The 22413-nt window shown below is 68.7% G+C and carries 17 protein-coding genes; 10 read left to right on the forward strand and 7 right to left on the reverse strand.

Annotation, left to right across the window (positions count from 1 at the left end; translation table 11 throughout):
- A complete protein-coding gene (gene gcvT / locus DYE23_RS17240; protein WP_115329009.1) occupies positions 1-1098 on the reverse strand; it encodes a glycine cleavage system aminomethyltransferase GcvT in 1098 nt (365 codons plus the stop codon).
- Between the two features lie 58 nt (positions 1099-1156).
- Here gcvT and DYE23_RS17245 point away from each other — a divergent pair, with 58 nt between their 5' ends.
- Entirely contained in the window at positions 1157-2674 is a 1518-nt protein-coding gene (locus DYE23_RS17245; protein WP_115327736.1) for a leucyl aminopeptidase, read from the forward strand.
- A gap of 12 nt (positions 2675-2686) precedes the next feature.
- On the opposite strand, the gene DYE23_RS17250 is transcribed toward DYE23_RS17245, so the two are convergent.
- Positions 2687-4318, reverse strand: a complete 1632-nt coding sequence (locus DYE23_RS17250; RefSeq protein WP_115327737.1) for an SDR family oxidoreductase — start codon at positions 4316-4318, stop codon at positions 2687-2689.
- A gap of 21 nt (positions 4319-4339) precedes the next feature.
- Complete coding sequence (locus DYE23_RS17255) at positions 4340-4693, reverse strand: hypothetical protein (RefSeq protein WP_011893814.1); 354 nt, start codon at positions 4691-4693, stop codon at positions 4340-4342.
- Positions 4694-4855: 162 nt separating this feature from the next.
- On the opposite strand from DYE23_RS17255, the gene sucB reads away from it, so the two are divergent.
- From sucB to DYE23_RS17285, 6 genes are read left to right on the forward strand one after another with little or no spacing between them, the layout of a single operon-like run.
- Positions 4856-6712 carry a 2-oxoglutarate dehydrogenase, E2 component, dihydrolipoamide succinyltransferase gene (gene sucB, locus DYE23_RS17260; protein WP_115327738.1) on the forward strand — a complete coding sequence of 619 codons (1857 nt, stop codon included), beginning with the start codon at positions 4856-4858 and terminating at the stop codon, positions 6710-6712.
- 11 nt (positions 6713-6723) lie between these two features.
- Positions 6724-7635, forward strand: a complete 912-nt coding sequence (locus tag DYE23_RS17265; protein WP_013471435.1) for a TIGR01777 family oxidoreductase — start codon at positions 6724-6726, stop codon at positions 7633-7635.
- A 10-nt stretch (positions 7636-7645) separates the two neighbouring features.
- On the forward strand, positions 7646-8344 hold the full coding sequence (gene lipB / locus DYE23_RS17270; RefSeq protein WP_013471434.1) for a lipoyl(octanoyl) transferase LipB: 699 nt from the start codon (positions 7646-7648) through the stop codon (positions 8342-8344).
- The gene (gene lipA / locus DYE23_RS17275; RefSeq protein ID WP_115327739.1) at positions 8341-9294 is read left to right on the forward strand and encodes a lipoyl synthase; all 954 of its coding nucleotides are present in this window, start codon (positions 8341-8343) and stop codon (positions 9292-9294) included. Before lipB ends, lipA begins: the two co-directional genes overlap by 4 nt.
- Entirely contained in the window at positions 9278-10045 is a 768-nt protein-coding gene (locus DYE23_RS17280) for a DUF4191 domain-containing protein (protein ID WP_115327740.1), read from the forward strand. Before lipA ends, DYE23_RS17280 begins: the two co-directional genes overlap by 17 nt.
- A gap of 9 nt (positions 10046-10054) precedes the next feature.
- Complete coding sequence (locus tag DYE23_RS17285) at positions 10055-11875, forward strand: amidohydrolase (protein WP_011893808.1); 1821 nt, start codon at positions 10055-10057, stop codon at positions 11873-11875.
- Between the two features lies 1 nt (position 11876).
- Here the strand turns inward: DYE23_RS17285 and DYE23_RS17290 are convergent, their stop codons facing one another.
- Complete coding sequence (locus tag DYE23_RS17290; RefSeq protein WP_011893807.1) at positions 11877-12347, reverse strand: RDD family protein; 471 nt, start codon at positions 12345-12347, stop codon at positions 11877-11879.
- 144 nt (positions 12348-12491) lie between these two features.
- Between DYE23_RS17290 and glnA the strand changes: the two genes are divergently transcribed.
- The 3 genes from glnA to DYE23_RS17305 all read left to right on the forward strand — a co-directional run bounded on the left by glnA (position 12492) and on the right by DYE23_RS17305 (position 17944).
- A complete protein-coding gene (gene glnA, locus DYE23_RS17295; RefSeq protein ID WP_011893806.1) occupies positions 12492-13928 on the forward strand; it encodes a type I glutamate--ammonia ligase in 1437 nt (478 codons plus the stop codon).
- Between the two features lie 133 nt (positions 13929-14061).
- On the forward strand, positions 14062-14619 hold the full coding sequence (locus DYE23_RS17300; RefSeq protein WP_011893792.1) for a DoxX family protein: 558 nt from the start codon (positions 14062-14064) through the stop codon (positions 14617-14619).
- A gap of 109 nt (positions 14620-14728) precedes the next feature.
- The gene (locus DYE23_RS17305) at positions 14729-17944 is read left to right on the forward strand and encodes a cadherin-like domain-containing protein (RefSeq protein ID WP_115327741.1); all 3216 of its coding nucleotides are present in this window, start codon (positions 14729-14731) and stop codon (positions 17942-17944) included.
- Here the strand turns inward: DYE23_RS17305 and DYE23_RS17310 are convergent.
- Genes DYE23_RS17310 through DYE23_RS17320 form a run of 3 tightly spaced genes read right to left on the reverse strand, consistent with a single transcriptional unit; the run spans position 17941 to position 22406 of the window.
- A complete protein-coding gene (locus DYE23_RS17310) occupies positions 17941-18798 on the reverse strand; it encodes a TIGR03619 family F420-dependent LLM class oxidoreductase (protein ID WP_115329010.1) in 858 nt (285 codons plus the stop codon). The two genes, DYE23_RS17305 and DYE23_RS17310, sit on opposite strands and share 4 nt — an antisense overlap.
- Positions 18795-19421: a PaaI family thioesterase gene (locus tag DYE23_RS17315; RefSeq protein ID WP_011893789.1), complete on the reverse strand. Its 627-nt coding sequence runs from the start codon at positions 19419-19421 to the stop codon at positions 18795-18797. The genes DYE23_RS17310 and DYE23_RS17315 overlap by 4 nt, the downstream gene beginning before the upstream one ends.
- Complete coding sequence (locus DYE23_RS17320; protein WP_011893788.1) at positions 19422-22406, reverse strand: bifunctional [glutamine synthetase] adenylyltransferase/[glutamine synthetase]-adenylyl-L-tyrosine phosphorylase; 2985 nt, start codon at positions 22404-22406, stop codon at positions 19422-19424.
- Positions 22407-22413 lie beyond the last annotated feature (7 nt).

Below are 22413 nucleotides of genomic sequence, written 5' to 3' on the forward strand. Positions count from 1 at the left end.
TCAGCGCGTACGGGTGTTGACGAACGGCGGCTTGACGACCTCGCACTCGACCCGGCGCCCGCGGACGTCGACGGTGACGTGATCGCCGTCGGCGATGCCGGCCGCGGTGTCGATCAATGCCAGTGCGATCCCGACTTTCAGTGTGGGAGAGAAGGTTCCGGATGTGGTGAACCCGACGGGGGTGTCGTCGGTGAGTACGGAGAGGTCGGCGCGCAGCACGCCGCGCCCGACCGCCCGCAGTCCGCGCAGGGTCCGGCGCGGCCCGGCCTCCTTCTCGGCCAGCAGCGCGTCGCGGCCCCAGAACGCGTCCTTCTTCCATCCGATCGCCCACCCGCAACGGGCCTGCAGCGGTGAGATGTCCAGGGACAGCTCGTGGCCGTGCAGCGGGTAGCCCATCTCGGTGCGCAGCGTGTCGCGGGCGCCGAGTCCGGCGGGTTCGCCGCCCGCGGCGCGCACCGACTCGACGAGCGCGTCGAAGACGACCTCGGCCTGGTCCCAGGCGGGCAGCAACTCGTAGCCGTGCTCACCGGTGTATCCGGTGCGGCACACCCGGGTTTCGACGCCGCCGACCTCGCCATCCGCAAAACCCATGTAGTCCATGTCGGTCGGCAACCCGAGGCCGCCCACCACGTCGGCCGATCTGGGCCCCTGGACCGCGAGCACCGCGCGGGACCTGTGCTCGTCGGTGATCGTGATGCCGTCGGGGGCGCGGTCCTGCAATGCGGCGACGACGGCCGCGGTGTTGGCGGCGTTGGGCACGAGGAAGATCTCGTCGTCGGAGACGTAGTAGGCGATCAGGTCGTCGATGACTCCGCCGTCCTCGGTGCAGCACAGGGTGTACTGCGCCTTGCCGGGGCCGATGCGGCGAAGATCGTTGGTGAACGCGGAGTTGACGAACTCGGCCGCGCCGGGGCCCGTTACCAGCGCCTTGCCGAGGTGGCTGACGTCGAACAGACCGACGGTGGTGCGGGTGGCGGTGTGCTCGGCGACGGTGCCGGCGTAGGACACCGGCATCGACCAGCCCCCGAATTCGGCGAACGTCGCGCCGAGTTCGCGGTGACGGTTCTCCAGGGGCCCGGCCAGCAAGTTGTCGCTCACGACGATCCACACTAGTAGCGCGCACCGATGTGGGCACCGATGACTAGGGTGAATCCCCGTGAGCACCTCTGTCGGTTACCAGCCCCCCGCCGTCGCCGTCGCCGGTGCGCTGCCCAAACGCCCCGTCCAGTCGTCGGTCCTGATCGTGCCGGTCGTGTCGGGAGACGACGGCAACGGCGCCACCGTGGTGGGCAACCCGTATCTGGACGCCGAGGCGACCGGCGAGATCGAGGTGGCGCTGCGCGCGCTCGGCGCCAAGGGCGGCAATGAGCAGCTGACCAGGGTCGTGGTTCCCGCGCTGCCGGTGAGCAGTGTGCTGGCCGTCGGGCTGGGCAAGAGCCGCGACGAGTGGTCGGCCGAGACGATCCGGCGCGCGGCCGGTGCGGCGGCGCGATCGCTGTCCGGCGTCGAGAACGTCTTCACGACGTTGTCCGACCTCGACCTGGAGGCCGCGATCGAGGGTCTGCTGCTGGGGGCCTACCGGTTCACCGAGTTCCGCAGCACGAAGACCGCGCCCACCGACGCCGGCATCCGCAAGGTCACCGCGCTGACCCCGGACACCAGGTCGGCGACCAAGGATGCCGCCGCGCGCGCCGAGGCGATCGCGGTCGCGGTCGCGACGGCCCGCGACTTCGTCAACACTCCGCCCAGCCATCTGTTTCCGGCCGAATTCGCCGAGCGGGCAAAGACTCTGGGCGAGCAGGCGGGCCTGGAGGTCAAGATCCTCGACGAGAAGGCGCTGGCCCGGGACGGCTACGGCGGCATCATCGGGGTCGGCAAGGGTTCGTCGCGACCGCCGCGCCTGGTGCGGCTGGCCCATCGCGGCGGCGGCCGAAAAGGGAAGAAGGTCGCCCTCGTCGGCAAAGGCATCACGTTCGACACCGGCGGCATCTCGATCAAGCCCGCGGCCAACATGCACCACATGACCTCCGACATGGGCGGGGCGGCGGCGGTCATCGCGACGGTCGTGCTCGCGGCCCGGCAGAAGCTGCCGATCGATGTCGTCGCCTACGTGCCGATGGCCGAGAACATGCCGTCGTCGACCGCGCAGCGTCCCGGTGATGTGCTCACCCAGTACGGCGGCATCACCGTGGAGGTGCTCAACACCGACGCCGAGGGCCGGCTCGTGCTCGCCGACGCGATCGTGCGGGCCTGCGAGGACAACCCGGACTACCTGATCGAGACCTCCACGTTGACCGGCGCGCAGACCGTCGCGCTGGGCTCGCGCACACCGGGCGTGATGGGCAGCGACGAGTTCCGGGACCGCGTCGCGGAGATCTCGCAGGAGGTCGGCGAGAACGCGTGGGCGATGCCGCTGCCCGAAGAGCTCAAGGACGATCTGAAGTCGACGGTGGCCGACCTGGCCAACGTGAGCGGGTCGCGCTTCGCAGGCATGCTCGTCGCGGGCACCTACCTGCGGGAGTTCGTCGCCGACGGGGTCGAGTGGGCGCACATCGACATCGCGGCGCCGGCCTACAACTCGGGCGGACCGTGGGGTTACACCCCGAAGGGCGGCACCGGTGTGCCGACGCGCACGATGTTCGCGGTGCTGGAGGATATAGCGGCCAACGGCTGAAACCGGTTGGCGCTACACGAAGTTCCCACCGCGCGCGGTGCTGCGCAGCACCTGCGGCAATGCGTGCGCGACGCCGTAGACGAAGCGGGCCTCGGGGGCGACGGGCCGGATCGCCTTGTTGGTCCTGACGGCGTCGACGATGGCGTCGGCGACCTTCTCGGGTCCGTACTTGCGCGCCGAGAAGCCTTTCTGCGCCCGTCCGCGCAGCACGTCGACGTCGTCGTCGCGGCCCTGCGCGAGCGAGAACCGCGTGGTGTCGACGATGTTGGTGCTGATGAAGCCGGGGCAGATCGTCGTGAGCCCGATCCCGAACGAATCCAGTTCTGCGCGTAGACAATCGGAGAACATGAAGACCGCCGCCTTGGACGTGCAGTATGCGTTCATCACGTTCACCGGGGTGTAGGACGCCATCGATGCGACGTTGACGATGTGGCCGCCGACCCCGCGGTCGGCGAGGCGCTTGCCGAACGAACGGCAACCGTTGACCACGCCGCCGAAGTTGATGTCGAGCACACGGTCGAACTCCTCGGCAGGCGTGTCGAGGAAGAACCCGGCGTGCCCGACGCCGGCGTTGTTGACGACGACGTCGGGGACGCCGTGCTCGGCGCACACCTGCTCGGCGAAGGCCTCCACTGCCGCGGCATCGGCCACGTCGACGGTGTAGGGGTACGCGTGCACGCCGGCGGAGGTGACCAGACGAGCGGTCTCGTCCAGACCGGCGGCGTTGACATCGCTGATCACCACGTCGGCGCCGTGGTGGGCGAACGCCAGGGCGGTGGCACGGCCGATGCCGCTGGCCGCTCCGGTGACCGCGACCAGGGTGTCGCCGAACGCCTTGCGGGGGCGGCCCACCTGCGCTCGCAGGAGTTCGCGCGCGGCCGGTGCGCCGTCGAGGTGGTCGACGAGTTGGGTGAGCGCACGGGCGAGGATTCCCGGGTGCGAGGTCGGCGTCACGTGCCCGGCCTTGACGTCGCGGCGCCACAGCCGCGCCGGCCGGCCGGCCCTGTCCTCGAAGAGGTGCGGGTCCGGGTACGGGTCGGCGCTGCCCACGATCAGCTGCACCGGGATGTCGACGTCGTGTGCATCGCCGCCGGAGGAGACGGGAAACAGGTTGGCGCGCAACGTCTTGTCGGTCATCGCGCGCGGCGCGGCGGCGGCGAGCCGAGCGAGGTGGCCGAGCCCGCCGGCGAAGCGCACGGGATGCTGGGGTCTGGCCAGGGTGTCGCGCAGATAGCGCGCGACGTGCTCGGGCGCCGGTCCTGACACCGAGGTGAACGACGCGAGCCGGCCGCGCGATTCCGGGCGGGCCAGATACCGCCACACTCCGGCCGATCCCCGGTCGTGGGCAAGCACGTGGACAGGTGCCTCCACCGATACCTCGTCGAGTACCGCGGCGAGGTCGTCGGCGTAGCGCTCCAGTCTGAAGCCCGAAGTACGTTGGGGCGCAGCGGATCGGCCCGCTCCCCTGGTGTCGTAACGGACGATCCGGAATCTCGCGGCCAGCAGGGCCACCACCGCGTCCCACGCTTCGTGGGTGTCGGCGTGACCGTGCACGAGGACGACCGTCGGTCCGTCCGCCGCGCCCTCTTCGTAGACGGCGATCCGGACGCCGTCTCTACTTTCGACGAATCGCTGCGAGCTCATCAGCGGACAGTACCCAAACGGTCAGCGGTCGAGTTCCTCGCGGGCTGCGCGCTTGCGCTCGATGCGTTTCCGGGCGTCGTAGTCGCGCATCCGCTGGGGGTATCCGACCTTCTGCACGTCGTAGACGGGAATCTGGAGCCGGTCGGACAGCTTGCGCGCACCGGCGTCTCCCCCGGTGCGGCGCCGGGTCCATTCGCCGTCGGCGGCGACCAGCACGACGGTGAGCTCGGTGACCGTCGTCTTCGGCTCGATGAACGCCTCCACACCGTGGTGCTCGGCGACCCACTGCTGCAGATATCGAAGATCTGCCGCCGGGTCGCGGTTCGCGGATGCGCCGCCACGGCGGCGGCTGCGAAGCTTGTCGAACAGTCCCACCTGGGCTTGCTCCTTCCGGGCGCCCCCGTCCACGGTCTCGTAATTCGATAGTGCCAGAGCACTCAGTCGGCCCGTCCGCGGCGAAACGTCTCAGTGGACGTGACAGGATGGTCTACGACACCTCAGATCCTCGATCGACCGTGCAAGGGAGCCACGAGAACTATGGCAATCTCCGTCCAGATGCCCGCACTCGGAGAGAGCGTTACCGAGGGGACCGTCACCCGCTGGTTGAAGCAGGAGGGAGACACGGTCGAGGAGGACGAGCCACTGCTCGAGGTGTCGACCGACAAGGTCGACACCGAGATCCCGTCTCCGGCATCAGGTGTGTTGAAGAAGATCGTCGCGCAGGAGGACGACACCGTCGAGGTCGGCGGAGAGCTCGCCGTGATCGGCGACGCCGACGACAGTGACTCCGACGACAGTGACTCCGACGATGCCGGCGACAGTGACGACAGCGAGGCCGAGGACAGCGGCGACGAGGCCGAACCTGCCGCCGAGGAATCCGAGCCCGAGCCCGAGCCGGAACCCGAAGACGAAGACGAGCCCGAACCCGAGCCCAAGAAGAAGTCCTCGGGCGGATCCGGGTCCTCCGGATCGGGGACGTCGGTGACGATGCCCGAGCTCGGCGAGTCGGTCACCGAAGGCACCGTGACGCGGTGGCTGAAGGAGGTCGGCGACACCGTCGAGGTCGACGAGCCGCTCGTCGAGGTGTCCACCGACAAGGTCGACACCGAGATCCCGTCGCCCGTCGCCGGCACTCTGCTGTCGATCACGGCCGAGGAGGACGACACCGTCGAGGTCGGCGGAGAGCTCGCCAAGATCGGTGACGCGGGCGCCGAGGAAGAATCCGAGCCGGAACCGGAACCGGAGCCCGAACCCGAGCCCGAACCCGAGCCTGAACCCGAGCCCGAGCCGAAGCAGACGAAGCCCGAGTCCAAGCCCTCCGAGGAGGCGGCACCCGAGCCCAAGTCCGAGTCCAAGCCCGAAGCCGAGTCCAAGCCCGAGCCCAAGCCGAAGCCCGAACCGGAGCCCAAGCGCGAGTCGAAGCCCGAAGCCGAGTCGTCGGGCGACAGCCCCTACGTGACGCCGCTGGTGCGCAAGCTGGCCGGTGAGCACGGCGTCGACCTCGCGTCGGTCAAGGGCACCGGTGTCGGGGGACGCATCCGCAAGCAGGACGTGCTCGCGGCCGCCGAGAAGAGCAAGGCGCCCAAGGAGGACGCCCCGAAGGCGGAACCGGCCGCCGAGGCTCCGGGCAAGACCACTCAGGCACCGGCGCCGGAGGGCGCGCTGGCCCACCTGCGCGGCACGACGCAGAAGGCCAACCGGATCCGGCAGATCACGGCCAAGAAGACCCGGGAGTCGCTGCAGACCACGGCACAGCTGACCCAGGTCCACGAGGTCGACATGACCAGGATCGTCGCGCTGCGGGCCAAGGCCAAGGCGGGCTTCGCCGAGCGCGAGGGTGTCAACCTGACCTACCTGCCGTTCATCGCCAGAGCGGTCATCGACGCGTTGAAGCTGCATCCGAACGTCAACGCCAGCTACAACGAGGAATCCAAGGAGATCACCTACCACGAGGCCGAGCACCTGGGCATCGCCGTCGACACCGAGCAGGGCCTGCTCTCCCCGGTGATCCACAACGCCGGCGACCTGTCGCTGGGCGGGCTGGCGCGGGCCATCTCCGACATCGCCGGGCGTGCCCGCTCGGGCAACCTCAAGCCCGACGAGCTGTCCGGCGGCACGTTCACCATCACCAACATCGGCAGCCAGGGCGCGTTGTTCGACACACCGATCCTGGTCCCGCCGCAGGCGGCGATGCTGGGTACCGGTGCGATCGTCAAGCGCCCCCGCATCATCGTCGACGAGTTCGGTAACGAGTCGATCGGTGTGCGCTCGGTGAGCTACCTGCCGCTGACCTACGATCACCGCCTCATCGACGGTGCCGACGCGGGACGGTTCGTGACCACCATCAAGCGGCGTCTCGAAGAAGGTGCGTTCGAGGCCGACCTGGGGCTGTAGCACCGGTGTCGATGCGTTCGGATTCGGTCGTCGCGATCGCCGGATCATCTGGGCTGATCGGCACGGCGCTGGTGTATGCGCTGCGCGCCACCGATCACCGGGTGATCCGCATCGTGCGGCGGGCGCCGTCGAACGCCGACGAGGTGTTCTGGAACCCGGACACCGGCGAGTTCGACGCGACCGCGCTGGACGGCGTCGACGCCGTGGTGAACCTCTGCGGGGTCAATGTCGGTCAGAAGCGGTGGTCGGGCGCCTTCAAACAGAGCCTGCGCGACAGCCGCATCGGCCCGACGGAGGTGCTGGCCAACGCGGTGGTCGAGGCGCAGGTGCCGGTTCTGGTCAACGCCAGCGCCGTCGGCTTCTACGGCGACACCGGGTCCACCCCGGTCGATGAGACGGCCGGCCCGGGCCAGAACTTCCTGGCCCGCCTCGCGATCGACTGGGAGGCGGCGACGACGGTGGCGTCGCAGTCGGGTGTCCGCGTGGTGCTGACGCGCACCGGGCTGGTGATGGCGCCGTCGGGCGGCATGCTCAGCCGGCTGCGACTGCTGTTCTCGCTGGGGCTGGGGGCGCGACTGGGCAACGGTCGGCAGTACCTGTCGTGGATCAGCCTGGAGGATCAGGTGCGCGCGCTGCTGTTCGCGATCTCGCACGACGAGATGGCCGGGCCGGTGAACGTGACCGGTCCCGCACCGGTCACCAACGCCGAGTTCACCACCGCGCTGGGGCGGGCGCTGAACCGGCCGACCCCGTTGGCGGTCCCGGGTTTCGTGCTGCGTGCCGCGTTGGGCGAGTTCGCCGACGAGGGCGTCCTGGGCGGCCAGCGGGCGATTCCGGCGGCGCTGGAGCGGGCCGGTTTCCAGTTCCACCACCACACCATCGGTGAGGCACTGGCGTTCGCCACGGCACCGCAGCGTGAGTAGCGTCGAAGGCATGGCGCAATCGATCCGGTCGGGCACCGAGCCGGTGCGGGTGCAGTGGCTGGGCAGGATCGACTACCAGGCGGCGTGGGATCTGCAGCGCGAACTCGCCGAGGAGCGGATCGCGGGCGGGCCCGACTCGCTGCTGCTGCTTGAGCATCCCGAGGTGTACACCGCGGGGCGGCGCACGCTGGCGCACGAACGGCCGGTCGACGGCACACCGGTGATCGACACCGACCGTGGCGGCAAGATCACCTGGCACGGCCCCGGCCAGCTGGTGGGCTATCCCATCATCGGTCTGGCCGAACCGCTCGACGTCGTGAATTTCGTTCGCCGACTGGAAGAGTCGCTGATCTCCGTGTGCGCGTCGTTCGGGGTCCAGACCGGTCGTGTCGAGGGCCGATCCGGGGTCTGGGTGGCAGGCGACGGCGGCACACCCGACCGCAAGATCGCGGCGATCGGCATCCGCGTGGCGCGGGCCACGACACTGCACGGTTTCGCGATCAACTGCGACTGCGATCTCGGCGCGTTCGGCTCGATCGTGCCGTGCGGCATCGCCGATGCGGGCGTGACGTCGCTGACCGCCGAGCTGGGCCGCACGGTCGGGGTGGCCGAGGTGATCGACCGGGTCAGCGAAGCGGTGCTGGACGCCCTGGACGGCCGCATCGCGCTCGGTGTCGCGTCTTCGCCGGGCGTAGACTCGGCCCAGTGAGTATCGCCCCTGACGGCCGGAAGCTGTTGCGGCTCGAAGTCCGCAATGCCGAGACGCCCATCGAGCGCAAGCCACCGTGGATCAAGACGCGGGCGAAGATGGGGCCGGAGTACAAAGAGCTCAAGGGCCTGGTGCGCCGTGAGGGTCTGCACACCGTGTGTGAGGAAGCCGGCTGCCCGAACATCTTCGAATGCTGGGAAGACCGCGAGGCGACGTTCCTGATCGGTGGCGAGCAGTGCACCCGTCGCTGCGATTTCTGCCAGATCGACACCGGCAAGCCCGCGGATCTCGACCGCGACGAGCCGCGCCGTGTCGCCGAGAGTGTGCAGGCGATGGGCCTGCGCTACTCGACCGTCACCGGGGTGGCCCGCGATGATCTGCCCGACGGCGGCGCGTGGCTCTACGCCGAGACGGTGCGCCAGATCAAGGCGCTGAACCCGAACACCGGCGTCGAGCTGCTGATCCCCGATTTCAACGCCGACCCCGACCAACTGCGGGCGGTGTTCGAGTCCCGGCCGGAAGTGTTGGCGCACAACGTCGAGACGGTGCCGCGCATCTTCAAGCGGATCCGTCCGGGGTTCCGCTACGAGCGCAGCCTGGCGGTGATCACCGCGGCGCGCGACTACGGGCTGGTGACCAAGAGCAATCTGATCCTCGGCATGGGCGAGACGCCCGAGGAGGTGCGCGCCGCGCTGCACGACCTTCACGACGCCGGCTGCGACATCGTGACGATCACCCAGTACCTGCGCCCGTCGCCCCGCCACCATCCGGTGGAACGCTGGGTGCACCCCGACGAGTTCGTCGACCACGAGCGCTACGCGAACGAGATCGGCTTCGCCGGTGTCCTCGCAGGTCCGCTGGTCCGGTCTTCGTATCGGGCGGGCAAGCTGTACGCCCAGACGGTGGCCAAGCGATCGGCCGTATCCTTGTCCAATGGCGAAATCGCGTAAGCCCGCGCAGGATAAAGAGGTGGCCAATCGCGCTGCTAAAAAAGAGGCCAAGGCGGCCCGCAAGGCGGCATCCAAGCAGCGGCGCAGTCAGCTGTGGCAGGCGTTCCAGATCCAGCGCAAAGAGGACAAGCGGCTTCTGCCGTACATGATCGGCGCGTTCGTGCTGATCGTCGGGCTTTCCGTGGTGGGCGGCATCTATGCCGGCGGCTTCACCACCTACATGTTGATCCCGCTGGGCATCGTGCTCGGTGCGCTGGTGGCGTTCATCATCTTCGGCCGGCGCGCGCAGAAGTCGGTCTACAAGAAGGCCGAAGGGCAGACCGGTGCGGCTGCGTGGGCCCTGGACAACATGCGCGGGAAGTGGCGGGTGACGCCGGGCGTCGCGGCGACCGGACATTTCGACGCCGTGCACCGGGTGATCGGCCGCCCCGGTGTGATCTTCGTCGGCGAAGGGGCGGCCAACCGGGTCAAGCCGCTGTTGGCGCAGGAGAAGAAGCGCACCGCCCGCCTCATCGGTGACACCCCGATCTACGACATCATCATCGGCAACGGCGAGGGCGAGGTCCCGCTGTCGAAACTGGAGCGGCACCTCAACAAGCTGCCCGCCAACATCACGGTCAAACAACTCGACGCGCTGGAGTCACGGTTGGCTGCGCTGGGGTCCAAGATCGGACCGGCGGCCATGCCGAAGGGCCCGCTGCCCGCGCAGGCGAAGATGCGCGGCGTGCAGCGCACGGTGCGCCGGCGCTGACCCCGGCGCATGTGCACCGCGTGTGAATGGGCGCCCCACTTCGCGGCCTACGGACGTCGCAACCCGGTGACCCGCAGGACCGCGTTGCGCGCCGCGGCCGTGACCGCGCTTGCCGTCACCGCTGCGGCCTGCGCGACCGGGCCGGATTCGGACACCTCGGTGACCTCGGCCGCTTCCGGGGCCGAGGCTCCGGACTTCGTCTTCCACAACGGGCGCGTCTACACCGTCACCGAGTCGGCGCCGTGGGCCGAAGCCGTCGTCGTCACCGGAAATTCGATCACCTTCGTCGGCGACAACGCCGCGGCGAGGGCACTCGCCGGGCCGGACACCGAGGTGATCGACCTCGCCGGCAAACTGCTGATGCCCGGGTTCGTCGAGGGTCACATTCACCCGTTCCTCGGTTCGTTCCTGTCCACGGGCGTCGACCTGCAGGTGCCGACCCGCCAGGACGCGCTGAACGCCATCGCCGCCTACGCGACAGACAAAGCGGACGGCCCGGTGCGCGGTTTCGGTTGGCGCGTCGACATGTTCGGACCCCAGGGACCGACGCGCACGGAGCTGGACTCGGTGCTGCCCGACCGTCCGGGGTTCTTCTTCGCGATCGACGGGCACAGCATGTGGGCCAACAGCAAGGCCCTGGAGATGGCCGGGATCAGCCGAGACAGCGAAGACCCCATTCCCGGGTTCAGCTATTACGTGCGCGACGAGAACGGTGAACCGACGGGCTATGTGCTCGAGGTCGACGCTGTTCTCGGGCTGGTGAACGCCATCGAGCCGATCTCCACCGATTCGATGGAGCAGCTGCTAAGGGCATGGTTGCCGAAGGCTTCCGAAGCGGGCATCACCTCGGTCTTCGACGCCGGCGTGCCGCCGATCGGCGGCGACCAGGGTGCGCTCATCGAGCTGTACACCAACGTGGAGAGCCGCGGCGAGCTCCCGTTCCGGGTGGTCGCGTCCTACAGCGTGAAGTCACCGCCGGTCGACGACGCGGTGGCCGAGCTGACCGGCATCCGCGACCGGATCTCGTCGGATCTGGTGCAGGTCAACGTGGTCAAGATCATCGGTGACGGTACCCAGGAGGGCTATACGGCCTGGCTGCTGGAACCGTATGCCGACAAACCGGATTCCATCGGAGGGTCGCCGTTCACCGACGATCAGTGGCGACAACTGGTGCGGGAGGTTGACGCCGCCGGCTTCGACGTGCACATCCACGCGTGCGGTGAGCGCACCGCCCGTACCGCGCTGGACTCGATCGAGGCGGCGGCCAAGGTCAACCCTGCGCGCGAGCGCAGGCACACGGTGGCCCACCTGGTCTACCTCGAGGAACCGGACAGCCGCCGCTTCGGCGACCTGGGCGTCATCGCGGAGTTCAGTGCCAACTGGTTCTCCGCCGACCCCGACACGGTGATCAATCTCGCCGCGCGGTACGGCGCCCCGCGAAAGGACAACCTGTACCGCATCCAGGACGTCCTGAGTTCGGGCGGACGCGTCTCGCTGGGGACCGACTGGCCGGCGGCGGGCTACTTCTCGACCTACAAGCCGCTCGATTCGATCCAGATCGGGGTGACGCGCCAGCTCATCGGTGACCCCGCGGCCGAGGTGCTGTCCCCCGCCGACCAGAAGCTGACCGTGGAGCAGGCCGTGCACGCCAACACTCTCGGCGCGGCGTATCAGCTACGGCTGGACGGCCTGGTCGGCTCGGTCGAGACCGGCAAGCGTGCCGATCTGATCGTGGTGGACCGCAACATCTTCGAGATCGATCCGCACGACATCCACAGCGCCGCGGTGACGTTGACGATGATGGACGGCGAGATCCGCCACCGGGTGTAGCTCAGCGTCGGACGACGGCGGTCTTGGTGGCGAGATCGTGCAGGCCGCGCTGGTCCGAGTCGGTGAACAGCGCGGGGATCACCAGCGCGATCAGCAGGCCACGGGCCAGGGCGCGTCCGGAGCCGACATGCATGCGGTTGTCGACCGCGATGACCTTCAACCCGAGCAGGAGCTGGCCGGGGGTGAATCCGAACAACCGGACCGACACCACGCCGAGCACCAGCCAGACGAGCAGCACCGCGGTGGACTGGAACCCGACGCTGATCCAGCCGAACGCCACGGCCAGGGCGGTCAGCCCGTAGCACGTCAGCCAGTCGACGAGCAGCGCCGCGATGCGGCGGCCGAAGCGGGCGATCGAGCCGGATCCGTGCTCAGGTAGTCCGAGACGTTCGCCGGGATAGGTGGAGGCCCGCTGCCCGGAGTCGTCGGATTGCGACGGTCCCGACAGCCAGGACCCAATGCTGCGGGCCATGCGGCAAGGATATGCGGCGGCCGATAGTGTGCTGTACCTGACGCCGCCGTGATGCGTAACGTCCACGCAACATGCGGTTGACTGCCGTGCAACATGGTGTCCATACCGTCACCGGCGGGCTACCAAGTCAAAGGAGAGCAATAAGTGGCAGAACAGACCGCCGACGACATCATCAAGCTGATCAAAGACGAGAGCGTCGAGTACGTCGACATCCGTTTCTGCGATCTGCCCGGCGTCGTCCAGCACTTCTCGATTCCTGCATCGGCGTTCGACGAGAGCGTGTTCGAGGACGGCCTCGCGTTCGACGGTTCGTCGGTGCGCGGCTTCCAGTCCATCCACGAGTCGGACATGATGCTGCTGCCCGACCCCGCGACCGCACGCATCGATCCGTTCCGCGCCGCCAAGACGCTGAACATGAACTTCTTCGTGCACGACCCGTTCACCCGCGAGGCGTACTCCCGCGATCCGCGCAACGTCGCCCGCAAGGCCGAGAACTACCTGGCCAGCACCGGCATCGCCGACACCTGCTTCTTCGGCGCCGAGGCCGAGTTCTACATCTTCGACTCGGTGACCTTCGACTCGAAGATCAACGGCACCTTCTACGAGGTCGACTCCGAGTCGGGCTGGTGGAACACCGGTGAGCCGTTCGAGGCCGACGGCAGCGCCAACCGCGGCTACAAGGTGCGCCCCAAGGGCGGTTACTTCCCCGTGGCGCCGTATGACCACTACGTCGACCTGCGCGACGAGATGGCCACCAACCTTCAGAACGCCGGGTTCGTGCTGGAGCGCGGTCACCACGAGGTGGGCACCGCCGGTCAGGCCGAGATCAACTACAAGTTCAACACGCTGCTGCACGCGGCCGACGATGTGCTGCTGTTCAAGTACATCATCAAGAACACCGCGTGGCAGAACGGCAAGACCGTCACGTTCATGCCGAAGCCGCTCTTCGGTGACAACGGTTCGGGCATGCACGCCCACCAGTCGCTGTGGAAGGACGGCAAGCCGCTGTTCCACGACGAGTCGGGCTACGCCGGGCTGTCGGACATGGCGCGCCACTACATCGGCGGCATCCTGCACCACGCGCCGTCGCTGCTGGCGTTCACCAACCCCACGGTGAACTCCTACAAGCGTCTGGTGCCGGGCTACGAGGCGCCGATCAACCTGGTGTACAGCCAGCGCAACCGGTCCGCCTGTGTCCGTATCCCGATCACCGGCAACAACCCGAAGGCCAAGCGCCTCGAGTTCCGTTGCCCCGACAGCTCGGGCAACCCGTACCTGGCGTTCGCGGCGATGCTGATGGCCGGCATCGACGGCATCAAGAAGAAGATCGAGCCGCTGGCCCCGGTCGACAAGGACCTCTACGAGCTGCCTCCTGAGGAGGCCGCGAATATCCCGCAGGCGCCGACGTCTCTGTCGGCGGTGATCGACAAGCTCGAGCAGGATCACGAGTACCTGACCGAGGGTGGGGTGTTCACCACCGATCTGATCGAGACCTGGATCTCCTACAAGCGGGAGAACGAGATCATGCCGATCCAGATCCGTCCTCACCCGTACGAGTTCTCGCTGTACTACGACGTGTAAGTCGGCTCGCCGACGCGACGTGTAAGTCGGCTCGCCGACGCGACGTGTAAACCAGCAACGAGAAGCCGGGCACCTGCGGGTGTCCGGCTTTTTCGTTGTTGCATTGCATGCCCCGGGTGGGTATTCATGGGCAATGACCACCTTCGACGCCCGTCTTGCGAGCTATTCCTCGCCGATGCTGAGCATCTTCCGCATCATGTTCGGTGTGCTGTTCACGCTGCACGGCACGATGAAGCTCTTCGGTTGGCCGCTGGGCGCGGCGGTGCCCGTCGGCACGTGGCCGTACTGGTTCGCGGGGCTGATCGAGGTGGTCTGCGGGATCCTGATCACCGTCGGGTTCTTCACGCGCATCGCCGCTTTCATCGCCGCGGGGCACATGGCGGTGGCCTACTTCTGGCAGCACTGGGGCATCATCGGCGGCGAGCCGAAGAGTTTCTGGCCTCTCGGCGGTGACGCCGGTGGCAACGGCGGCGAGTTGGCGATCCTGTACTGCTTCGCGTTTCTGCTCCTGGCCACCCTCGGCGCCGGCGCGTGGTCGGTCGACGGTCGGCGGCAGGTCGCGGGAGGTTCGGGCGTGCGACGCGGTCGGGTGGTCACGGGGACCGCTGCTCCTCCGGTGACCGCGGCTCCGGCCGCGCAGCCCGTGCGGCGGGGCGGTCTCCTCAGCCGATTCCGGAGGAATCGGTACTAGCTCTACGCGAACGCAAATATCTTCAAACCTCCGACGTAGACCGCCCCCAACCCCTTACGATCACGTCACTCATTGACAGCGGAAGTATTTCTTCGGGGGGAGGAATGCCGTGCGGCATTCTGCGTGCATCGGTCGTATCGGCGCTCTGGCGTTTGCCCTGGGGGTGGGGATCGGCCTGGGCGCCACGCCCGCCGTCGCGCTCGCAGACGAGACAGCATCCAGTTCCGCCTCGTCCGAGGGCGGGCCGTCGAAACCCCAACGCCCGGCAAGTGAATCGTCCGGTGCCGAATCCGATAGCTCCGACACCGACACAGGCGCGTCCCACGACACCAACGTCGACACGGACGCCGACGCCGAGGACCGAGCAGCCGATGACGATGACGATGCCGATGCCGATGCCGATGTCACCGAGGTAGACCCCGAGGACTCCACGCGCGCCACCCCGATCAGTGTCCAGGACGAAGCCACCGAAGTCGACGTGGCCGAGGAGCCGGAACCGGCCGACAGCGCTCCGGCCCTTGGTGTCCCGACCGAAGCACCCTCCCCCGCACCGGAACCCACGAATCCTCAGGCTGAGGCGACCGTCGACATCCCGGCCCCGCCCTCCGAAGAGCAGACCCCGGCACCGATGCCGGCGCCCACGGCGGTGACCCTGTCGAGCATCCTGTCCTCTCTGCTCACGCCCACCGACACCCCGAACACCCCTGCCGAGTCACCATTGTGGCTCGTCGCGGCGGCTGCCCTGCGTCGCCAGATCGATCCCGCCACCACTTATCAGGCCACCGCCAACTCCACTTCACTGACCGCCGAGCAGGCCGACGCCATCCGCCGACTCGGCGAGATCCTGCTCGACGGTCCCCCGACCGCCATGGTCGCCACCGACACCCGCGCCTACCTCGCCCACGCCGGCAGCAAGTCGATCACGGTGATCGACACTCTCAAAGGCGCTGTGCTGCAGACTATTTCGCTGCGCTACACCCCGACCAACCTGGCCGTGACCCCCAGCGGCAACCGGCTCTACATCTCCAACGGCATCGCCGGAACGGTCTCGGTGCTCAACACCGCCACCGAGTCCGTCATCAAAACGATCCGCGTGGGCAGGACCCCGACCGCGCTCGCGGTCAACGCCAACGGCAGCCGCGTGTACGTCGTCAACAGCGACGACGGCACGGTCTCCAAGATCAGCATGCTGACCAACACCGTGGTCGGCAAGGTCTACGGTGTGGCCGAGGGGGTTTCGGAGATCACCATCAGCCCCGACGGTTCGACGATCTACACCCTCAGCAGCACCACCGGCCAGGTCTCGCGCTTCTCGTCCACCGCGCTGCGCGCCCAGCAGACGGTGGCCGTGACACCCGCATCGCAGGGCATCACCTTCAGCGCCGACGGGTCCCGGGTGTTCGTCGCCGATATCGCCGGCAGCATCCGTGTCCTCGACGCCGCGACGGGCCAGCAGGTCGACAGCATCGCCGTCACCGCCGGCGTGCCGTTCGACATCGCCGCAAGTCCCGACGGGACGACGCTGTACGTGGCACGCAGCGAGGACGGCAAGCTGTCGGCCTACGACATCGCCACCAAGACCGAACTCACCTCGGTCATCGCCAACCCCTACGAGGTCGACGGTCCCCCTCTGATCAGCGTGAGCCCCGACGGCACCCAGCTGTACTGGGCCGAGTTCGGCGGCACCCGGGTCAACGTCATCGCCCTCGTCCCCGACAACGCCGATCCCGTCGCACAGGCACCGGTTGTCAACGCCCCCAACACCTCCGGTGAGGTCACCGGTTCGGTGACCGTCACCGACCCCGAGGGCAGGCCGCTGACGTACGAGGTGATCACAACGGACAAGGGCTCCGTCACCGTGACGCGCGGTGCCGACGGGGCGTTCGCCTTCACGTACAAGGCCACGTCGGCTGCCCGCCACGAAGCGGCCGCCGACGACGCCGCTCCCGAAACCAAGCAGGACACCTTCGTCCTCACCTTCACCGACGGGCAGCGCGGCGTGGTGTCGGTGCCGATCACCGTCACCATCCCGCCCGCGAACGCCGCGCCCACCGCCACCGTGCGCTCCAGCGTGTCCTGGCTGAGTGCGAAGGTTCTCGGCACGATCACCGCCAGGGACGCAGACAGGGACACGCTGACCTACCTCGCGTCTCCGACGGCCAAGGGCGGAACCGTCACGATCGGGAACGACGGCAGATTCACCTACACCCCGACCGCGGCCGCACGGCACGCCGCCGCCAACGCGAACGCCACCGAAGCCGACAAGCAGGACACCTTCGACGTCGTCATCAACGACGGGCACGGCGGACTGACCACCCTCACGGTGACCGTCACGGTCAAGCCGGGCAACGACGCTCCCGACGCGCGGGTGCGCACCACCGCGTCGTGGTTCGGCCCCGAGGTGTACGGCACGGTCGTCGCCAGAGACCAGGACCGCGACGATCTGACGTTCACCGCTTCGGATACCGCCAAAGGTGGTGTCATCGTGATGGATTCGCGCGGCCGGTTCACCTATACCCCCGCCGAGGCTGCCCGGCACGCCGCGGCCGCCGCCGAGGCGACCGCAGCCGACAAACAGGACACCTTCGACATCACCGTCGACGACGGGCACGGCGGGGTCACCACCGTCGCCGTCACCGTCAGGATCAAGCCCGTCAACGCGGCGCCGAGCGGCGCGTCGGCGGCAGAGTTGTTCACCAATCCGAACAGCGGCCTGACCACCGGGAAGATCACCGCCGTCGACGCCGACGGCGACTCGCTCACATACCGGGTATCCCCCTCCACCGGAAGGGGAATCGTCGACGTCGCCGCCGACGGCACGTTCACCTACCGGCCCACCGAAGCGGCCCGCGAGGCCGCGTCCCGCCCGTTCGCCCCGTCCTGGGTCAGGACGGACCGGTTCCGGGTGACCGTCGACGACGGCCACGGCGGCACCACCACGCTGACCGTGCGAGTTCCCATCGCGCCGACCGGGTACGTCAACCAGGCCCCGACCGACGGGAATTTCTCTGTAGGGCAGCCCAATCCGAGTAGTGGCAAGGTCAGCGGCACCGTCACCGCGGCCGATCCCGACCGCGACGATATCTACTACCTCGGCTCCGGGCAGACCGCCAAGGGCGGAACGGTCGTGGTCGAGCGGGACGGGCGGTTCGTCTACACGCCGACGGATGCGGCAAGGCAGCAGGCTGCGTCACCGGACGCGAGCGATGAAGACCGGCAGGATTCGTTCGTCGTGACCGCGATCGACCAGTACGCCGCGACTCTCGCTGTCCCGGTGACCGTGTCGATCCTGCCGTGGGCGGCGTCGATCGCGGGCCTGGTCTAGTCCAGGCCCAGATCCTCACGGAACCGGCGCATCCCGTCGATCTTCTGATCCAGGGATGCGTCGGGTCCGCTGTAGAACATCCACGGCATCGTGATGATCCCGGTGATACCACCGGCGGCCGCCCGCGCGTAATGCTCCGGGGTGAAGGCATCGGTCAGCGGCGTGATCACCTCGAAACCATCCATCCCCAAACCGTTCTCGGCGCGCAGAGCGCGAACCGCCGAAACCCGTCCCAGCGCCCGGTCCAGCGAGATGAGGTCACCGATCCAGCCGTCGTGCCGCGCGGCGCGGCGCAACGCGATGTCCGACAGCCCGCCGACATAGACCGGGATCGGCGGCGGTGTCGGCTCCATCTCCAGGCGCGGGGCGGTGTAGAACTCGCCGGAGAACTCGGTCCAGCCCGGCGACCACAGCGCCTTCATCAACTCCAGCATCTCGTCGGTGCGCTTGCCGCGGCGCTCGAACTGCTGGCCGAGCAGCTCGAATTCCTCACGGCACCAACCCACCCCGATGCCGAGCTCCAACCGACCCGATGCCAGTACCGCTGCGGTGCCGATGGCCTTCGCCGCCGAGTACGGGTCGCGCATCGCGGGCAGATACACCGTCGTCACGAAATGCAGTCGGGATGTCACGAGCGCGACCGCCCCGATCATCACCCACGGATCCGGCCAGTCGGTGAACGCCTCCCACCGCCGCGCGCCATCCTTGGTGTACGGGTACGGCGTCTGCAGCGTCTCCAGGTTCACCACGTGGTCGGGGATCGCCATCCCGTGGTAGCCGAGATCATCGGCGGCCCTGGCGATCTCGACCGCCTCACGGGTGTCCAGGAACGCGGTCGACACGTAGAACTTCATCCGGCGTCGCGCGCCCACGCCGGCGTGATGAACACACCCTCGGCCTCTACGGTCACACCGTCGGCGTCCATCAGATACCCCTTCGCGAACGTCTTGGCCCCTTCGGTCCGTTCCACGAAGGCTTCTGCGCGCAACGGTCCCAGCGGGGTGCCGCGCACGTAACGCAGGCTGATCGTTCCGGTGAACCGGGCCTTGCTCAGACTATCGCTGGCGACCTCGCCGAGTATCTGGTCGAGCACCAGTGCGGACACCCCGCCGTGCACCCATCCCGGTGGCCCCTCGTAGACGGGCCCGAGCGTGAACTCGCTCCAGCACCGGCCGTCGCCGTCGTGTTCGACGACAATCGGGGGGCTGATCGCGTTGCGCAGTCCCACCGCAGGGTTGCCCCAGGTGACCGGGCGACCGGTATCCGCATGGCGCAGCACCGGCCGGTCCTCGCGCAGCCGCTGCTGCAGCAGCGCGGTGGCCGCTTCCAGGTGCACGAGTGCCTCACGCACGGTCGCGTCGTCGACGTCGGTGTGGACGCCGACGTCGACGAGGGTGCGCAGCGCGTCGGTCAGCGGCTCGTAGCGGCCGCGCAGCCGGTCGTAGTCGTCGGCGCTGATCTTGTCGTACTCGAACACTCAGCCTCCGAAAACCTTGCGCACCACGGCCTTCGCCCGGCGCGTCACCCGCAGATAGTTGTCCAGGAACTCCCCGCCGTCGCCGTCGGGCCACCCGGCCGCCACCGCGACCGCGTTGAGCAACTTGCCCGGCCCGGGCAGTTGATCGGTCGGCTTGCCCCGCACGAGCACGAGCGCGTTACGTGCCTTCGTCGCGGTCAGCCAGGCTTCGCGCAGCAGCTCGAGGTCGCCCTCGGCGATCAGTTCCGCGGCGCCGATCGCGTTGAGCGTGTCCAGCGTCGAGGTCGTGTGCAGCGCCGGGATCTTGTGCGCGAAGCGCAGCTGCAGCAGCTGCACGGTCCACTCGATGTCGGCCAGCCCGCCGCGGCCCAGCTTGGTGTGGGTGTTGGGATCGGCTCCGCGCGGCAACCTTTCGGCGTCGACGCGGGCTTTGATCCTCCGGATCTCCTGCACCGTCTCCGCCGACGCACCGCCGGCCGGGTACCGGATCTTGTCGATCATCAGCAGGAACCGCTCCCCCAGCTCCAGATCGCCGGCGACCCGGTGGGCCCGCAGCAGCGCCTGCACCTCCCAGGGCTGCGCCCACTGCGCGTAGTAGGCCTCGTAGGAGGCCAGCGTGCGCACCAGCGGACCGTTACGCCCTTCGGGGCGGAGGTTGGTGTCGACCTCCAGCGGTGGATCGGAGCTCGGTGTGCCGAGCCGCGCGCGCACCTGCTCGGCGATCGTCACCGCCCACTTCACCGCCACCGATTCCTCGACGCCGTCGGCGGGTTCGCACACGAACAGCACGTCGGCGTCCGACCCGTAGCCGAGTTCGCCGCCGCCGAGGCGACCCATGCCGATGACCGCGATCCGGGCGGGCACCCCCGCCTCGGGCGTGTTCGCCCGCGTCAGCGCGTCCAGCGCCGCCTGCAGCACGGCCACCCACACCTGGGTGAGCTGCTTGCACACCTCGGTCACGTGCAGCATGCCGAGAAGATCGGCCGACGCGATGCGCGCCAGCTCCCGGCGCCGCAGCGATCGTGCGGCCGCGATGGCCCGCATCGGGTCCGCATGGCGTGCAGCCGAATTCACCAGAGATTTCGCCGCACTCTCGGTGTCGACGTCGCACAGCTTCGGCCCGTTGGGTCCGTCCGCGTAGAGCTGGATGACCTCGGGGGCCTTCATGAGCAGTTCGGGCACGTACGCCGAGGTGCCCAGGACGTGCATCAGCCTCTTGGCGACGGCCCCCTCGTCGCGCAGCGTGGCGAGATACCAGCGCGCCTCGGCGAGTTCGTCGCTGATGCGGCGGTAGTTCAGCAGTCCCGCGTCGGGATCGGGGGTGTCGGACAGCCAGTCGAGCAGCGTCGGCAGCAGCACCTGCTGTACGCGCGCCCGCCGTCCCGAGCCGCCGGTCAGTGCCGCGAGATGCGTCAGCGCGCTCTGCGGACCCTCGTATCCGAGTGCCGCGAGCTGTCGTTCGGCGGCGTCGGTGCTCATCACATCCGAAAGACCCACGGAGGCTTGGCCGACGGACTCCAGCAGCGGCTGATAGAACAGCTTCGCGTGCAGCCGCGAGACACGGTGGCTCTGACGCTTGAGCTCCTCGCGCAGGACCCCCAGCGCGTCGTGGCGGCCGTCGGGGCGCATGTGCGCGGCGCGGGCCAGCCAGCGCATCGCCTCTTCGTCGTCGGCCTCGGGCAGCATGTGGGTGCGCTTGAGCCGCTGCAACTGCAGCCGGTGTTCGAGCAGACGCAGGAACTCATACGACGCCGTCAGGTTGGCGGCGTCGTCGCGCCCGACGTAGCCGGCCTGCCCGAGGGCCGCCAGCGCGTTGACCGTCGAGGCCACGTGCAGCGAGTCGTCGTTGCGGCCGTGCACCAGCTGCAGCAGCTGCACGGCGAACTCGACGTCGCGCAGACCGCCTGTGCCGAGCTTGATCTCGCGGGTACGCACGCCGGCTGGCACGAGTTCCTCGACCCGCCGGCGCATCGCCTGCACCTCGGGGACGAAGTCCTCACGTTCCGACGCCGTCCACACCATCGGCATCAGCGCCTCGATGTAGCGGTTGCCGAGTTCCATGTCCCCGGCGCACGGCCGCGCCTTGAGCAGAGCCTGGAACTCCCACGTCTTGGCCCAGCGTTCGTAGTAGGCGATGTGCGATTCGAGGGTGCGGACCAGTTGGCCCTGCTTGCCCTCGGGCCGCAGCGCGGCGTCGACTTCGAAGAACGCGTCGGAGGCCAGCCGCATCATCTCCCCGGCGATGCGGGTGGCCAGTGCGAGGCTGCTGTGCGAGCCGTCGTCGGTGACGAAGATGACGTCGACGTCGCTGACGTAGTTCAGTTCCCGCGCACCGCATTTGCCCATCGCGATGATGGTCAGCGCCGGTGCGGGCGTGTCCCCGCACACCGACGCGGTGACGACGCGCAGCGCGCCGGCCAGGGCGGCGTCGGCGAGGTCGGACAGGTGTTCGCCGACGACGGTGAACGGCAGCACCGGCTCGTTCTCGACGACGGAGGCGACGTCGAGGGCGCCCAGCACGAGCAGCCGGTCCCGGTAGAGCGTGCGCAGGGGCGGCACCGCGGCGGCCGTCGGACCGGTCGCCTTGTCGGCCTCCTCGGCGAACATGTCCCGCAGCTGCTGCGGATCGGGCAGCGTGACGGAGCCCGCCAGGAGGCGCCACGACGCGGGGTGGGCGATCAGGTGGTCACCGAGGGCCAGCGACGATCCCAGGATTCCGAACAGCCGTCCGCGCAGCCCGCGGTCTTTGAGCAGTGCGGCGTCGACCGCGTCCCACTCGGCGTCGAGAGCCTCGGCCAGCCGCACGATCGCCTTGAGCGCCTTGTCTGCGTCGGGGGCGCGCGACAGCGCCCACAACAGTTCGACATGGGCGTCGGTGTTCCAGCCGAGCCGGTCGAGATCGGCCTGCGCCGTGGGCTCTACGAGCCCGAGCCGGCCGACGCCGGGCAGCTTGGGTCGCTGCGTCGCAGGTTTCGCCACGCCCATCAAGGTA

It is taken from the genome of Mycolicibacterium gilvum, assembly GCF_900454025.1.
Taxonomy (GTDB): domain Bacteria; phylum Actinomycetota; class Actinomycetes; order Mycobacteriales; family Mycobacteriaceae; genus Mycobacterium; species Mycobacterium gilvum.